The 14,475-nt window shown below is 71.9% G+C and carries 20 protein-coding genes; 14 read left to right on the top strand and 6 right to left on the bottom strand.

Annotation, left to right across the window (positions count from 1 at the left end; all coding sequences use genetic code 11):
- Positions 1-172 precede the first annotated feature (172 nt).
- Together mshA and CCN29_RS04485 are read left to right on the top strand one after the other, a co-directional pair.
- Positions 173-1,510, top strand: a complete 1,338-nt coding sequence (gene mshA / locus CCN29_RS04490; protein WP_006133926.1) for a D-inositol-3-phosphate glycosyltransferase — start codon at positions 173-175, stop codon at positions 1,508-1,510.
- Positions 1,503-2,024 carry a type III secretion system chaperone family protein gene (locus tag CCN29_RS04485; protein ID WP_006133925.1) on the top strand — a complete coding sequence of 174 codons (522 nt, stop codon included), beginning with the start codon at positions 1,503-1,505 and terminating at the stop codon, positions 2,022-2,024. Before mshA ends, CCN29_RS04485 begins: the two co-directional genes overlap by 8 nt.
- Here the strand turns inward: CCN29_RS04485 and CCN29_RS04480 are convergent.
- Positions 1,981-2,841, bottom strand: coding sequence for a helix-turn-helix transcriptional regulator (locus CCN29_RS04480; RefSeq protein WP_051792105.1), 861 nt, complete (start codon positions 2,839-2,841; stop codon positions 1,981-1,983). The genes CCN29_RS04485 and CCN29_RS04480 overlap by 44 nt on opposite strands.
- 49 nt (positions 2,842-2,890) lie before the next feature.
- Between CCN29_RS04480 and CCN29_RS04475 the strand changes: the two genes are divergently transcribed.
- Entirely contained in the window at positions 2,891-3,313 is a 423-nt protein-coding gene (locus tag CCN29_RS04475; protein WP_031020202.1) for a DUF2000 domain-containing protein, read from the top strand.
- A gap of 40 nt (positions 3,314-3,353) precedes the next feature.
- Here CCN29_RS04475 and CCN29_RS04470 read toward each other — a convergent pair whose 3' ends face one another.
- A complete protein-coding gene (locus tag CCN29_RS04470) occupies positions 3,354-4,043 on the bottom strand; it encodes a Crp/Fnr family transcriptional regulator (protein WP_006133922.1) in 690 nt (229 codons plus the stop codon).
- A gap of 119 nt (positions 4,044-4,162) precedes the next feature.
- On the opposite strand from CCN29_RS04470, the gene CCN29_RS04465 reads away from it, so the two are divergent.
- The 7 genes from CCN29_RS04465 (at position 4,163) to CCN29_RS04435 (ending at position 9,367) form a co-directional block, all read left to right on the top strand.
- A complete protein-coding gene (locus tag CCN29_RS04465) occupies positions 4,163-4,903 on the top strand; it encodes a hypothetical protein (RefSeq protein ID WP_063834528.1) in 741 nt (246 codons plus the stop codon).
- 55 nt (positions 4,904-4,958) lie between these two features.
- Positions 4,959-5,726, top strand: a complete 768-nt coding sequence (locus CCN29_RS04460) for a nucleotidyl cyclase domain-containing protein (RefSeq protein ID WP_031020204.1) — start codon at positions 4,959-4,961, stop codon at positions 5,724-5,726.
- A gap of 53 nt (positions 5,727-5,779) precedes the next feature.
- Positions 5,780-6,148: a hypothetical protein gene (locus CCN29_RS04455; RefSeq protein WP_006133919.1), complete on the top strand. Its 369-nt coding sequence runs from the start codon at positions 5,780-5,782 to the stop codon at positions 6,146-6,148.
- 159 nt (positions 6,149-6,307) lie between these two features.
- Positions 6,308-7,264, top strand: coding sequence for a GlxA family transcriptional regulator (locus CCN29_RS04450; protein ID WP_031020205.1), 957 nt, complete (start codon positions 6,308-6,310; stop codon positions 7,262-7,264).
- A 122-nt stretch (positions 7,265-7,386) separates the two neighbouring features.
- Positions 7,387-8,385: a type I glyceraldehyde-3-phosphate dehydrogenase gene (gene gap, locus CCN29_RS04445; RefSeq protein WP_006133917.1), complete on the top strand. Its 999-nt coding sequence runs from the start codon at positions 7,387-7,389 to the stop codon at positions 8,383-8,385.
- A gap of 194 nt (positions 8,386-8,579) precedes the next feature.
- Positions 8,580-8,768 (top strand): hypothetical protein, encoded by a 189-nt coding sequence (locus CCN29_RS04440; protein WP_006133916.1) that lies wholly within the window; start codon positions 8,580-8,582, stop codon positions 8,766-8,768.
- A gap of 146 nt (positions 8,769-8,914) precedes the next feature.
- Positions 8,915-9,367 carry a DUF4234 domain-containing protein gene (locus CCN29_RS04435; protein WP_006133915.1) on the top strand — a complete coding sequence of 151 codons (453 nt, stop codon included), beginning with the start codon at positions 8,915-8,917 and terminating at the stop codon, positions 9,365-9,367.
- 60 nt (positions 9,368-9,427) lie between these two features.
- Here CCN29_RS04435 and CCN29_RS04430 read toward each other — a convergent pair whose 3' ends face one another.
- Positions 9,428-9,718, bottom strand: coding sequence for a hypothetical protein (locus tag CCN29_RS04430; RefSeq protein ID WP_006133914.1), 291 nt, complete (start codon positions 9,716-9,718; stop codon positions 9,428-9,430).
- Between the two features lie 266 nt (positions 9,719-9,984).
- Here CCN29_RS04430 and CCN29_RS35285 point away from each other — a divergent pair, with 266 nt between their 5' ends.
- Entirely contained in the window at positions 9,985-10,152 is a 168-nt protein-coding gene (locus CCN29_RS35285; protein WP_199810560.1) for a hypothetical protein, read from the top strand.
- Positions 10,153-10,235: 83 nt separating this feature from the next.
- Positions 10,236-10,772 carry a hypothetical protein gene (locus CCN29_RS04420; protein ID WP_006133913.1) on the top strand — a complete coding sequence of 179 codons (537 nt, stop codon included), beginning with the start codon at positions 10,236-10,238 and terminating at the stop codon, positions 10,770-10,772.
- A 79-nt stretch (positions 10,773-10,851) separates the two neighbouring features.
- Here CCN29_RS04420 and CCN29_RS04415 read toward each other — a convergent pair whose 3' ends face one another.
- Positions 10,852-11,337 carry a DUF4265 domain-containing protein gene (locus CCN29_RS04415; protein ID WP_006133912.1) on the bottom strand — a complete coding sequence of 162 codons (486 nt, stop codon included), beginning with the start codon at positions 11,335-11,337 and terminating at the stop codon, positions 10,852-10,854.
- A gap of 157 nt (positions 11,338-11,494) precedes the next feature.
- On the opposite strand from CCN29_RS04415, the gene CCN29_RS04410 reads away from it, so the two are divergent.
- Complete coding sequence (locus CCN29_RS04410) at positions 11,495-11,770, top strand: ribosomal protein L7/L12 (RefSeq protein ID WP_086680132.1); 276 nt, start codon at positions 11,495-11,497, stop codon at positions 11,768-11,770.
- Positions 11,771-11,862: 92 nt separating this feature from the next.
- Here the strand turns inward: CCN29_RS04410 and CCN29_RS04405 are convergent, their stop codons facing one another.
- Positions 11,863-12,624, bottom strand: coding sequence for a phosphoglyceromutase (locus tag CCN29_RS04405; protein ID WP_006133910.1), 762 nt, complete (start codon positions 12,622-12,624; stop codon positions 11,863-11,865).
- A 197-nt stretch (positions 12,625-12,821) separates the two neighbouring features.
- Between CCN29_RS04405 and CCN29_RS04400 the strand changes: the two genes are divergently transcribed.
- Complete coding sequence (locus tag CCN29_RS04400; protein ID WP_031020211.1) at positions 12,822-14,105, top strand: MDR family MFS transporter; 1,284 nt, start codon at positions 12,822-12,824, stop codon at positions 14,103-14,105.
- A 93-nt stretch (positions 14,106-14,198) separates the two neighbouring features.
- Here CCN29_RS04400 and CCN29_RS35575 read toward each other — a convergent pair whose 3' ends face one another.
- Positions 14,199-14,354: a hypothetical protein gene (locus CCN29_RS35575; RefSeq protein WP_006133908.1), complete on the bottom strand. Its 156-nt coding sequence runs from the start codon at positions 14,352-14,354 to the stop codon at positions 14,199-14,201.
- Between the last annotated feature and the right edge of the window lie 121 nt (positions 14,355-14,475).

Genomic DNA, 14,475 nt, shown 5'->3' with positions numbered 1-14,475 from the left:
CGCCATCGCCACGCACCCCGGACTCGAACGGTTGAGCTAGACAAGGCAATGTTTCGGCAAAGACCGCCACCGACGGCGCCGCGCGGAAATGGGAACGCGGCGTTCCGATGTTGACGTCACCGAGGGTCCTACGCCCTCTCCCAGCCGTGCCCGCAGCGAGGAGGAACGCCACGTGAGCCAGTACATCGCGAGGCTCGGGCGGCGCTCCCCCGCCGCACCGCCGCGCCTGCGGCTGCACCGCAGGCCCCGCCGCGTGGCGATGCTCTCCGTGCACACCTCACCACTGCACCAGCCGGGCACCGGCGACGCCGGCGGCATGAACGTCTACATCGTGGAGCTGGCCCAGCGCCTCGCCGCGATCAACATCGAGGTGGAGATCTTCACCCGGTCCACCACGGCCGCCCTCCCGCCCGTCGTCGAGCTCGCGCCCGGCGTCCTCGTCCGGCACGTCGACGCGGGCCCCTACGAGGGACTCGCCAAGGAGGAGCTGCCCGCCCAGCTGTGCGCGTTCACCCACGGCGTGATGCAGGCCTGGGCCGGACACCGCCCCGGCCACTACGACCTGGTCCACTCCCACTACTGGCTCTCCGGCCACGTGGGCTGGCTGGCCGCCCAGCGCTGGGGCGTCCCCCTGGTGCACGCCATGCACACCATGGCCAAGGTCAAGAACGCCAACCTCGCCGACGGCGACACGCCCGAGCCCGCCGCCCGCGTCATCGGCGAGACCCAGATCGTCGCCGCCGCCGACCGGCTGATCGCCAACACCTCCGAGGAGGCGGGCGAACTCGTCCACCACTACGCCGCCGACCCCGCCAAGGTCGCCGTCGTCCACCCCGGGGTGAACCTCGGCCGCTTCCGCCCCGCCGACGGCCGCGCCGCCGCCCGCGCCCGCCTCGGCCTGCCCAGGGACGCCCTCATCCCGCTCTTCGCCGGCCGCATCCAGCCCCTCAAGGCCCCCGACGTGCTGCTGCGCGCGGTGGCCGTGCTGCTCGCCGACCGCCCCGAGCTGCGCTCCCGGCTGTGCGTGCCCGTGGTCGGCGGCCCCAGCGGCAGCGGCCTCGCCAAGCCGGAGGGGCTCCAGAAGCTCGCCGCCCGGCTCGGCATCGCCGACGTCGTCCACTTCCACCCGCCGGTCGGACAGGAGGAGCTCGCGGACTGGTTCCGCGCCGCGTCCGTGCTGGTCATGCCGTCGTACAGCGAGTCGTTCGGGCTGGTCGCCATAGAGGCGCAGGCGTCCGGCACCCCGGTGCTCGCCGCGGAGGTCGGCGGCCTGCCGGTCGCCGTGCGCGACGGGGAGACCGGCTTCCTGATCCGGGGCCACGACCCGGCCGCCTACGCGCGCGTCCTGCGCGACTTCGCCGAGCAGCCGGAACTCGCCGACCGGATGGGCGAGGCCGCCGCCCGGCACGCCCTGTCCTTCGGCTGGGACACCGCGGCCGCCGCCACGGCCGACGTCTACACGGCCGCGACCCACGCCCACCGCCGTCACGTACGCTCCCACCATGGCTGACACGGAAGCGGAGCAGCGGGCGGCACGGATCGTCGAGGGTGTGCTGAAGGACGCCGAGCTGGAGTGGGAGAGCCCGGACCCCGGCACCTACGTGGTGAAACTCCCCGGCACCCGCAAGCTGTCCACGACGGTCTCCCTGATCGTCGGCCGGCACACCCTGTCCCTCAACGCCTTCGTCATCCGCCACCCCGACGAGAACGAGGCGGGCGTCCACCGCTGGCTCCTGGAGCGCAACCTCAAGCTGTTCGGCGTGAGTTACGCCGTCGATCCGCTCGGTGACATCTACGTCACCGGCCGCCTGCCGCTGCCCGCGATCACCCCCGAGGAGCTCGACCGGCTGCTCGGGCAGGTACTGGAGGCCGCCGACGGCAGCTTCAACACCCTGCTGGAACTGGGCTTCGCCACCGCGATCCGCAAGGAGTACGCCTGGCGCGTGTCACGCGGCGAGTCCACCCGCAACCTGGACGCGTTCACCCACCTGCTGCGCCCGTCGCCCGGTAGCGTCCCGGAGTGACCCCCACCAGCCGGCGGAAGTGCCGGGTGAGGTGGGCCTGGTCGTAGAAGCCGACGGCGGCCGCGACCGCGCTCGGCGGCCACCCCTGAAGCAGCAGCCCCCGGGCCCGCCCGACCCGCCGCGACATCAGGTACTGGTGCGGCGGGATGCCGTACGCCGTGCTGAACGCCCGCACCAGATGGGCGGGATGGGCCGACAGCTCGGCGCCCGCCTCCGCCAGCGTGACCCCGTCGGCCACCCGCTCGTCCAGCAACTCCCGCAGCCGCCGCGCCAGTACGGGATCCACGCGGCGGGACGCGGCCGGCTCGAGCGACCGCAGATGCTCCCGCAGCCGCTCCCCGACCAGCGTCAGCCGGCTCTCCGCCTCCAGCTCGTCCCCCGGCCGCACCAGCGCGGCGTGCACCTGCCCGACGCGCCGCCGCAGCAGGGGATCACGCAGGTCGGGACGGTCCACGGCGGCCCCGATGAGGTCGTCGCCGAGCCGGCTGGAGTCCAGGTACAGCACCCGCTTGCGGAAGCCCTCCGCGGTGGCGGGCTCCCCGTTGTGCGGCACGTGCGGCGGCAGCAGGGTCACGGTGTCGTCCGGGGTGCCGTGCTCGTGCCGGTCCAGGTCGTACCGCACGGCGCCGGAGTCGACGATCAGCAGCGTCCAGGCGTCGTGCACGTGCATCGGGTAGGCGTACTCGGTGAACCGGGCGTGGAACACCTCGACGACACCGGGGACGGAGGGCCGCCAGGCGGAGACGCGCGCCGGTGACGCCGCCGGCGCTGCTGCTGCCGGCGCTGGTTCCGGGGGCGGGGATGCCGGGGCGGGCATGCAAACAACGTACAAGACGCGGCGCGGCCCTGGGCGGCAGTCTCGGGGCATGAGCACGAGCACCCGTTTCGACACGAAGATCGCCGTCCTGCTGCGCGAGGACCTGGAGCCCTGGCAGCGCCTCAACGTCACCGCGTTCCTGGTCAGCGGCCTGGGCACGCAGATCCCCGAACTGATCGGGCAGCCGTACGAGGACGCGGACGGCGTGCCCTACCTGCCGATGTTCCGCCAGCCGGTGCTGGTCTTCCAGGGCGGCAAGGAAACCCTGCGGGCGGCCCACGAACGCGCCCTCTCCCGCGCCCTGCCCCGCTCGGTCTTCACCTCCGACCTCTTCGCGACCGGCCACGACGACGCCAACCGCGCGGCCGTCCGCGCGGTCCGCACCACCGACCTGGACCTGGTCGGCCTCGCGGTCCACGGCCCGCGCAACGCGGTGGACAAGGTGCTGAAGGGGGCGCGGATGCATCCGTGAGGCCAGGGCGCCGCGCACCGTGGCCGACCGGCGGGACGGGTCAGCCGGACCTGTCGTCCGGCTCCTCCGTATGGAAGGCGTACTGCCGCAGCCCCGCCGGATCGGTGACGGTGACGCGCGACCGCGCCGGGGTGACGGCGAGAAATCCGAGCTGCTGGAGCTGTCTGACCCGCCTCCCGGCCGCCTCCCGGCCCATTCCGGTCCAGTTGCCCAGGTCCGTCTGCGTCACCTTGACCTCGATCCCCTGGGCCGTGTCCACACCTTCGACGTCCGCGAGCCTCAGCAGCAGCCGGGCCAGCCTGAGCCGAGCGGGCGCGCTCGCGATGGCGATGCGGTGGTGGTCCGACTCCTTGAGGCGTGCGCACACGGACAGGAAGACCTTCCCGAGGATTCCGGGGTGCTCCGCCAGCAGCGCCATGAACGCCTCGGCCGCGTACCAGCGGACGTAGGTCTGCCGCAGCGCGATGACGGTCGCGGTCCGGGGGCCTCCGTCCAGCAGGCCCATCTCGCCGATCAGTTCGCCGCCCCGCCGGGTGGCCAGGTACGTGGTGCGGTCGTTCTCGCCGTGCCACAGCACGCGGCACATCCCGCTGATGACCAGCGCGGCCCGGTCGGCGTGCTCACTCTGCCGCAGGATGGTGTCACCGGGCTCGAAGGGGTGCCGGGGCTCGCGGCCGATGCGGGTCATCGCCTTGCGTTCGCCGTGGTCGAGCGAGTCCCAGAACGTCATGTGCCTCACGTCGGCAGTGTCTCGAAGTCACCTCTCGTTACGAGGCAGTTGCCTCAATTTGATCGCCCAAGCGCTGCTCTCATGTGCCTTATTGCCACATGAGTAGACAGGTATGACAGATGCTCGATGAGCAGCGACAACCACAGCGCCGGAACCCGGACGACGAACCGGACGCGGGTGGCGCACAGCACAGGGTGGACATCCGGTCCGGCGGTGACGTCGAGTTCAACGGCATCGCGGGCGGCCGTGACGTCAGCGTGGGCGACAACGTGCGGATCGGCAGGTGGCACGAAACCAACGTCACCAACGTCACCGTCCTCAAAAGGGCACACCGGTGGGCGCTGGCCCATCCGGTGGCCGCCTGCGCCGTCGCCGTCTGCGTCGTGTCCGCGGGCTCCTGGGCCGGTGTGTCGCTGGGGTCGGGGGACGGGTCCGGGGTCGACCTCTCCGTCGTGAACGAGGAGGGGCTGCCCGGAGCCGGACACACCGTCGAGCAGACCCGCAACGCCGAGCGGCTCGGGGACGCCGCGTCCTGGTGCCATCTGGTGGCGCCGGGTGACCAGGCGTGCGAGAGCACGATGGGGTCCGTCTTCGCCGAGAAGGCCGCCTCCTACCGCCAACGGGTCGACGAGATCGGCCTGGGCGAGCCCGAGAAGACCGCCACGGGCGCCCAGGTGATGCTCAGCTGGAAGGGCGAGGGCCAGGGAACCGTACGGCTCGTCCGCACCGGCGGACGCTGGCAGGTCGACCCCAACGACTACGCACTGCTGAAGCTCTGCCGTGCCGGCATCTTCCTCTCGCTGGTCGACGCGAGGAGCCAGGAACTGCGCTGCGGCATGTTCCAGATCCCGACCACATAGTCCGCCGGCCCCCCCCGTGGGCGGCGCCACCTCCCGACAGGAAGCGACACCCGCCGTGACCAGCCATGCCCAGCACTCCCAGCTGCTCTTCGCCGACATCAAGGAGTTCAGTTCACGCAGCGACCACGCTCAGCTGCGGGCCCGTAACGATCTTTACGCCGAGATGCGGTCGGCGTTCACCGACGAACGGTGGCGGTCGTGCCGCCACGAGGACCGGGGGGACGGGGTCCTGGTCGTCATACCCTCGGACCCCGACCTGCCGCTCGAAACCCTGTTCACCGACGTGCTCCCGCGCCTGGAGGCGGGCCTGGGCGGCAGGCGGCGCAGTGACCCGCTGCTCCGGCTCAGGATCGCCGTCCACGCAGGCCCGGTGCACCGCGACCGCCACGGCTTCGCGGGCCACGCGGTGAACCACGTCTTCCGCCTGTGCGACGGGGCGCCGCTGCGGCAGGCGCTCGACGAGGCGACGAGCGACACCGCGGTCCTGGTCTCCGAGGCCGTCCACGACACGGTGGTCCGTGCGGGCCTCCCGGGCGTCGAGGCGACGACGTTCCACCCCGTCACGTTCCAGGTCAAGGAGACCCGGGCCCGGGCGTATCTCCACGTGCCGGGCGATCCCGCCTGCGCCCTGCGGATCGCGCGGGAGGCCGCGCCCGAGCCGCACGGCGGGAGGGACGACGCCCGGCACGGCGGAGTGTCCGTCAGCGCGGGACACAGCGTGCACATGGACGGCGCGATCGTCACGGCCGGGGACGCCCAGGTGACCATGCCTGCCGCGCAGCGGACCCGCTGGTGGCGCGGCCCGCGCGGTGAGAGCCGGTAGCACCCCCTTCTCCCCCGACACGCGACAGGAACCAGAAGGAAGGTACGGAAGAGATGACACACCACGCCCTGCGCCTGCGACGCGCCGCTGTGGCCATGGCCGCCGCGGGGCTGCTCGCCGCGGCCACCGCCGCCTGCTCGATTGGACCCACGACGAAGAAGGAGGTCTGCGACGAGTACGACTCGCTGGGGAGCCGGCTGGGCATCGGCCAGGTGTTCGGAGACCCGGTCTTCTCCGCAGCCGGCGACCTCGCGGACGTGGCCGACCGCTACGAGGGGCCCGAGGACCTGTCCGCCGACGCGGAGCGTCTGGAGTCCATAGCGGACTCCGACTCGACGACCGAGCTGGAGCTGAGCGAGGCCACGAGCAGCGTCGCCGCCCTCTGCGGCCACCAGCTGGGCTCGGGCCCCTTCGTCCCGTAGGCCCGCGCGGGCGGCGGCCAGGGGGCGGCCGCCCGCGACCTCACGGTCCACCGCCCTGTCCCGGCCGCTTCATCGCGCGGCGCGGGCCGGCCGGGCGGGACAAGGCCGTCGCGGTCACGGACGGAAACCACTCCCGCCGCGTCCGCGTAGGCTCGTGCCGTGCCCGCACCCCGTCTGCATCGTGTCGCCGTCCTGGTGCTCGAGGGCGCGAAGCCGCTCGACGTCGGGATTCCCGCGCAGGTCTTCACGACCCGCGCGAGCATGCCGTACGAGGTGCGGGTGTGCGGGGCGGCGCCCGGCCTGGTGACCGGCGGGGACGGCCTCGCGTACGCCGTCTCGCACGGCCTCGACGCGCTGGAGTGGGCCGACATCGTCTTCGTGCCCGGGTACCGCTTCCCCGACCGTGACGATCCGCCGCCGGCCGTCGTCGACGCGCTGGTCGCCGCGCACGCGCGGGGCGCGCGGCTCGCCGCGATCTCGACGGGCGCGTTCGCGCTGGCCGCCACCGGCCTGCTGGACGGGCGGCGCGCCACCACGCACTGGCACTACACGCGCGCCCTCATGGCCCGGCATCCGCGCGTCAAGGTCGACGAGAACGTGCTGTTCGTCGACGAGGGCAGCGTGCTCACCTCGGCGGGCGCCGCCTCCGGGATCGACCTGTGCCTGCACATCCTGCGCGGCGACCTCGGGGTGGCCGCGTCCAACCACGCGGCCCGGCGGCTGGTCGCGGCGCCCTACCGCAGCGGGGGCCAGGCCCAGTACGTGCCGCGCAGCGTGCCCGAGCCGCTGGGCGAGCGGTTCGCGGCGACGCGGGAGTGGGCGCTGCACCGGCTGGACGAGCCGCTCACCCTGGAGGTGCTGGCGCGGCAGGCGGGGGTGTCGCCGCGGACGTTCTCCCGGCGGTTCGTGGAGGAGACCGGCTACACGCCGATGCAGTGGGTGATGCGGGCCCGCGTCGACCTGGCCCGTGAGCTGCTGGAACGCTCGCAGCGCAGCGTCGAGCAGATCGCCGCCGACACGGGGCTGGGCACGGGGGCGAATCTGCGCCTGCACTTCCAGCGGATCCTCGGTACGACGCCGAGCGAGTACCGGCGGACGTTCACGCGGGGGGAGTAGGCGGGGCCCTCGCGGGCGCCTGTTGCCGCGTGGCGAGATCCTTGTGAACCCTGGCAATCACGCCACTGTCAGCGGCGCCGACGGCGCGCGAGCCTGGGTGAGGAGAGGAAGGGACACCACTCATGACTCGCATCGCCATCAACGGATTCGGCCGCATCGGACGCAACGTGCTGCGCGCCCTGCTGGAGCGGGACACCGGACTGGAGGTCGTCGCCGTCAACGACCTGACGGAGCCGACCGCCCTCGCCCGGCTGCTCGCCTTCGACAGCACCGCGGGACGCCTCGGGCGCCCGGTGAGCGTGGACGGCGACACCCTCGTCGTGGACGGCCACCGGATCAAGGTGCTGGCCGAGCGCGAGCCGGCGCAGCTGCCGTGGGCCGACCTGGACGTCGACCTCGTACTGGAGGCCACCGGCCGCTTCACCTCGGCCAAGGCCGCCCGCGCCCACCTCGACGCGGGCGCCCGGAAGGTCCTGGTCAGCGCGCCCTCGGACGGCGCGGACGTGACGCTGGCGTACGGTGTGAACACCGACGCGTACGACGCGGAGCTGCACACGATCGTCTCCAACGCGTCCTGCACCACCAACGCGCTCGCGCCGCTGGCCGCGGTCCTCGACGACCTGGCCGGCATCGAGCACGGGTTCATGACGACCGTGCACGCCTACACGCAGGAGCAGAACCTCCAGGACGGCCCGCACCGCGACCCGCGCCGCGCCCGCGCCGCCGGCGTCAACATCGTGCCGACCACGACGGGCGCCGCGAAGGCGATCGGCCTGGTCCTGCCGAACCTCGACGGCAAGCTGTCCGGCGACTCGATCCGCGTGCCGGTGCCGGTCGGCTCCATCGTCGAGCTGAACACGACGGTCGCCCGCGACGTGACGCGCGACGAGGTGCTGGCCGCGTACCGCACGGCCGCGGAGGGCCCGCTGGCCGGCGTCCTCGAGTACTCGGAGGACCCGCTGGTGTCCTCGGACATCACCGGCAATCCGGCGTCGTCCATCTTCGACTCGGCGCTGACCCGCGTCGACGGACGCCACGTCAAGGTGGTCGCCTGGTACGACAACGAGTGGGGCTTCTCGAACCGGGTGATCGACACGCTGGAGCTGCTGGCCCGGGGCTGACCTTCCGCCGCGTACGTGGGCGTGCCTGCCGTGTTCGACGGGCGCGCCCACGTCGGCGTTCTCGGCGGCCGGCGGTCAGGTACAGCCTGCTGTACCGCGAACAGGGGTGCTCGCCGGGCCGACGCGGCACGTCCCGCTCCCTAGCGTGGAAACCACGGAACCGACATCCCGACTGCCGCTGGGAGCACGCAACCATGACCGACACCTCCCCGACCCGCACGGCCGCCCTGTGGACCCTCGCGGCCCTCGCCGCCACGGCCAACCTCGTCACCTCCCTCGCCCACGCGGGCCTGGCGGCGAACCTCACCACCGGCCTCATCACCCTGGCCGCCCTGACGGCCCTGGGAGCCCGCCACCAGCGGGGGCGCCGGGAGCGCGCCTGACCTGCGGCGGCGGTAGTTGATCACGGTGGCGTGTCGAAAGCGTTCATAAAATCATCACGGATCTTCACGTTGCCCTTACTTCTTGTCATGCTGGCGCGGCCCGAGATCAGCAGTCATCCCTCAGCACCAGTACCTGGAGCGCCGCCATGGCCGACACGCAGCCCACCACCGAATCCGGCCCGATCGCCGTGGCCCCCCAGTACGGACTGGCCATGAAGCGCCGCGGCCCCGTCGCCGTGTGGCTGGGCCTTCCGCTCATCACGCTCGGCATCTACCAGCTGGTCTGGTACTACAAGATCCACAAGGAGCTGAACGAGCACGACCGCCGGCAGAACCTCAGCCCGGCCGGCAGCCTGCTGGTGCTGCTCTTCCTGAGCTGGACCCTGATCGCCCCGCTGATCTCGTTCCACAACACCGGCAAGGCGATCGCGAACGCGCAGCGCGCGGCCGGCCTTCAGGTGACGTGCAGCCCCGCCGCGAGCACGTGGCTGGCCTTCGTCTTCGGCCTCAACGTCTGGTACATGCAGCGTGAGCTGAACCGGGTCGTCGAGGCCTACCCGGGCACGACCCCGGGCACGCAGGTCCCCCTGGCGGTCTGACCGCGCCCACGCCTCGGCCCACGGCATCCGCCCTTCCCGGACGCCGTGGGCCGTTCCGCCTCACGTGACGGGCTGGACGCGCTCCTTGCGTCCCCTGCGTCTCCGGGCGCCCGCCGCGATCCCCGTCAGCACGAGGAAGAACACCGCGCCGAGCGCCGACAGCACCGTGAACACGGCCGCCCCTCCGCCGTCGACGTCCTCCTCCCGGGCGACCACCTGCGGATCGTCCGCCTCGTACCGAACGGTCAGCTCGGCCCCGACGTGCCGCTTGCCCCCGCCACTGCCCGCCGGCAGATCCGCGACGACGGTCCGCCCGTCGACCGTGAACTCGACCGCGCAGTGCCCGATCATGCAGGACCCGTCCTCGCGCAGAACCGCCTACGCCCGTTCACTGTCCTTCAGGGACCGCAGATGCTGGGCCGCCGGCCACATCACCAGCCCGGAGAACGCCCCCAGAATCAGCGCGATCACCAACGGCCCGATGACGGACCCCCGCGAAACGGCAACCCGAGCCTCGGGGGCGCTGAAGCCAGGGGGGTTCCGTCGGCGGCTCGAAAAGCCGCAGCCGCCCCCTTCGGCGGCGCCTACGCTCCCGAACACCGAGGCAGGAGGGCGCGATGTCCGACGAGGAAGCCGCCGCGTACTACACGTTGACCTGCGACGACCCGCCCCACGAAGTGGTGCTCGTCGACTGCGGGTCCCGCGAGATGGATGTGATCCTGGCTATGACGACGGCGAGGCCCGTCGAGCCATTGAGATCGTCAAGTTGCTCCGCGGAAGCCTGACGCGCATCCGGCGGTAAGACCTGTTCCGTTCACTGTGCTGTCCTCTGCGGGAGGCTGTCAGTCCCCGTTCATAGGATCACGGCATGTCTGATGCCTTCACCGTCTTGTGGACCCACGACACGTGCCGTGCGCTGCGCAAGGCGGGGCGGGTGGGAGAGAGACCGCCGGTCGCCTTCAGCGGCGTTCACTCCTCCCTTCCCGCATGGACGGGTGCTCGTGCTGGGGACGAGGTGTACGCGCTGCATGTCAACCGGCGAGAGGTTTTCGTGGTGAGTCAGCTGCGCGTGATCGACATGGAACGACGCGACTGCTGCGGCGTGGCTCCCGCAACGTGGGAGGACCCTGCGTATCCCGGGCACGGTGACTGGTCGATGCTAGGCGCCGGCGGCTGCGGCGCCATGGCGGTGCATGTGGACGCGACGCCCGTACGCTTCGATGTGGCCCTCTCCGGTGACCTGCTTGCGAGACTTGCCTGGCGCAACCGCCGAGGTCAGACCCGCGGTCTGAAGCACCTGGTGGAGGGCCGTCTTGAGAGCTCGGTCAGCCTGCAGGGGTTCTACCGTCTGACCCCTGAGGCCGCCGGCGAGTTGGCGGAAGTCGTCGGCAGCTCTGCCCCTTGATGGTGGCGGACGAGCGAGGCGTGAGCACCCGGTACGCGCCGACTCCTCTGCGGTGCCTCACGAAGTGGCGACCACGGCCTCAGCCGGCAGAGGTAGCCCGCCACTGCGCGGTGATGCACCCTTCTTCCATGTCCCACCACTCCTTGGCCAGGCCATGGTTGAGCGGCCTCTGCACCTTGGAGAGATCGGCGGTGGGCGGGACGTCCAGGGCGACCATGCCGAACCGTTCTATGCCCTCGCCGTATGCTCCAAGGTCGTGGAAGGCGTTGATCACGCCCTGCCGTGCGGCTCCCGAGCCGCCGTCGCGAAGCACGATGAGGCGGATGGTGCGGTGCTCGGAACGCCTGACCACCTCGCCGGCCCATCGCATGCCCTCCTCGTCGGGCTCGGTGGCCACGATGTCCCCGCAGGCGATACCTCTGACGAACCAGGGGATGTTGTCGAGCCTTGCAGTCCCGTCCCCCTGGTCGACCGCCCACAGACTCTCCACCGATGCCGGGGGCCAGTCGTCCTCTGTCTCAAGCCGGAAGTGCACCTTCACGTACGGGCCCTCGGGGTTCGTCATGGTGCCAGGATGCACAGCCTCGCCGCGCCGGCCGCAGGGGGGTGACGCCTGCTCAGCGTCGGATACGGGCTCGTCCGTGTCTCAGTCGACGACAGCCAGCCAGGACGGCGGGCACGCAGGCTCGTACGGTCGGAGTTGGAGAAGGGCGGGGAGAGAGATGGCGGACACGTACTTCTGGCTGGTGTGCGACGACATGCCCCACGACGTGGTGCTCATCGACCCCGGCGTCCGCGTGATGGACGTCGTCCAGGTCGTGCGTCGGCTGACAGGACTGAGTCTCTGGCGCAGCAAGGTCCTGGCATTGCGAGTTCCCACGGTCCTTCTCGCCGGCGTGCCCGAAGAGGACGCGGCGGCGGCCGTCTCGGCCTTGCACGGTGCAGGAGCCCGGGCGGAGACGAGAGAACGGCTGGAGCCGGAGCTTCCGGGACAGTGAGCACGGCCCGAACAACGGGTTGACGGCCCAGAGGCAACGACAAGCCCCCTGCTCGCGGAGAAACCGCAGGCAGGGGGCTTACTCGTGGGCGCCTACTTCTTCTTGCCCTGGTTCTTCACAGCCTCGATCGCCGCGGCTGCCGCCTCCGGGTCGAGGTAGGTGCCGCCCGGGTTGACCGGCGCGAAGTCGGCGTCGAGTTCGTAGGACAGGGGGATGCCCGTCGGGATGTTGAGGCCCGCGATGTCGGCGTCCGAGATGCCGTCCAGGTGCTTGACCAGCGCGCGGAGGCTGTTGCCGTGGGCGGCGACCAGGACCGTGCGGCCGGACAGGAGGTCCGGGACGATCGAGTCGAACCAGTACGGCAGCATGCGGACGACGACGTCCTTCAGGCACTCCGTCTGCGGGCGCAGCTCCGGCGGGAGGGTCGCGTAGCGCGGGTCCGAGAACTGGGAGTACTCGGCGTCACGGTCGAGCGGGGGCGGCGGGGTGTCGTAGGAGCGGCGCCACAGCATGAACTGCTCCTCGCCGAACTCCGCGAGCGTCTGCGCCTTGTCCTTGCCCTGGAGGGCGCCGTAGTGACGCTCGTTCAGGCGCCAGCTGCGGCTGACCGGGATCCACAGGCGGTCCGCGGCCTCCAGCGCCAGCTGGGCCGTGCGGATCGCGCGCTTCTGGAGCGAGGTGTGGAGCACGTCGGGCAGCAGGCCGGCTTCCTTGAGCAGCTCGCCGCCGCGCGTCGCCTCCTTCTCGCCCTTCGCGGTGAGGTTGACGTCCACCCAGCCGGTGAACAGGTTCTTCTCGTTCCACTCGCTCTCGCCGTGGCGGAGGAGGATCAGCTTGTACGGTGCGTCGGCCATGTGCCCGAGCGTAATCGACGCCCCGCACGGCCCGCGCCCCCTGCCCGCCTGGCGGACGGTTGACGGGATCTGTTAATCGAGTGGCCGCCGGAGGACCTCCCTTCGTAATGTGTGCTGGCCGCCGTGGACACTTACACCTCGACGGTCGTCACCTACACGTCATCCCGGGCCTGGCCCGGGCGCCAGGGGGGCCACCCATGTCAGTCACCGGAGTCAGACGTGCCCTGAGCGAGTCCGTCTCAGGGCTTCCCCGCGCCTTCTGGTGGCTGTGGACCAGCACCCTGGTCAACCGGCTCGGCGCCTTCGTCGCCACCTTCATGGCGCTCTACCTCACCCTCGACCGCGGCTACTCCGCCTCCTACGCCGGTCTCGTCGTCGCCCTCCACGGCCTCGGCGGGGTGATCTCCTCCCTCGGCGCCGGCGTCATGACCGACCGGCTCGGGCGGCGGCCCACCCTGCTCGTCGCCCAGACCGCGACCGCGCTGTCCGTCGCCCTGCTCGGCTTCGTGCGCGACCCCGTCGCCATCGCGGCCGTCGCCTTCCTCGTCGGCATGGCGTCCAACGCCTCCCGGCCCGCCGTGCAGGCGATGATGGCGGACATCGTGCGGCCCGAGGACCGTATCCGCGCCTTCTCGCTCAACTACTGGGCCATCAACCTCGGCTTCGCGGTCTCGTCCGCGGGCGCCGGCTTCATCGCCGAGGTCAGCTACCTCGCCGGCTTCCTCATCGAGGCCGGGATGACCCTCCTGTGCGCCGTGCTCGTCTTCGTCAAGCTGCCCGAGTCCCGCCCGGAGCGGCAGCCCGCCGGACCCGGCGGGACCAAGGAGGAGTCCGTCTCCCTCGGCACCGTGCTGCGCGACGGCCGGTTCATGGGCGTCGTCGGGCTGTCCTTCCTCATCGCCCTCGTCTTCCAGCAGGGCTACCTCGGACTCCCGGTCGCCATGGGCGAGGCCGGCTTCACGCCCGCCGACTTCGGCATGGCCATCGCCGTCAACGGCGTCCTGATCGTCGTCCTCCAGCTGCCCGTCACACGGCTGATCGAGCACCGCGACCCGCGCCGGATGCTCGTCGTCTCCTCGCTGCTCGCCGGGTACGGCTTCGGGCTCACCGCCTTCGCCGGGTCCGTCGGCGTCTTCGCCCTCACCGTCTGCGTGTGGACGCTCGCCGAGATCGTCAACGCCCCCGTCCAGACCGGTCTGGTCGTACGGCTCTCCCCGGTGCAGGGACGCGGGCGCTACCAGGGCGTCTACACCTCGTCCTGGGCGGTCGCCGCCCTCGTCGCCCCGCTGATGTCCGGCTTCGTCATCGACCGGTGGGGCGCGGCCTGGCTGTGGGGGACCTGCGCCGTCGTCGGCACGGTGGCCGGCCTCGGGTACGGGCTGCTCATGCGGCGGCTGCCGGACGACACCGACATCGACGCCACGACCGGCACCGGTACCGCTTCCCGTACCAACACCGAGCCCGTGAAGCAGACCGCCTAGCACGCCCGTACGCCGAAGGCCCCGTACGCCGTCACCGGCGTACGGGGCCTCCGTACGTTCGTCATGCCGGCCGGACCGGCGACGCGCGGCGCGTCACCCGCACTGGCACGGGCTGCCCGACTGGCACCCGCAGCCGCAGCCCGAACCGCAGCCGCAGGCGGCGATCAGGGTGAGGTTCCTGACCTCGGCGGGTTGCTCGGTCTCGCGCTCCTGCGTGGGGTCGGGCGTCGTGCCGGGGGATTCGGCCATGGGTCCCTCCTCGGGCTGGGGCCTGCGCACACCTGCTCCCCATTGGACGCCCGTCCGGCCGGGCGCATCAACGGCGCATCGGGGGCGGCGGAAGCACCCCCGCGCCCCCACCGGTCACCCG

The organism is Streptomyces pseudogriseolus (assembly GCA_002154585.1).
GTDB classification, from domain to species: domain Bacteria; phylum Actinomycetota; class Actinomycetes; order Streptomycetales; family Streptomycetaceae; genus Streptomyces; species Streptomyces pseudogriseolus.
This window is presented reverse-complemented; position numbering and strand designations above follow the sequence as displayed.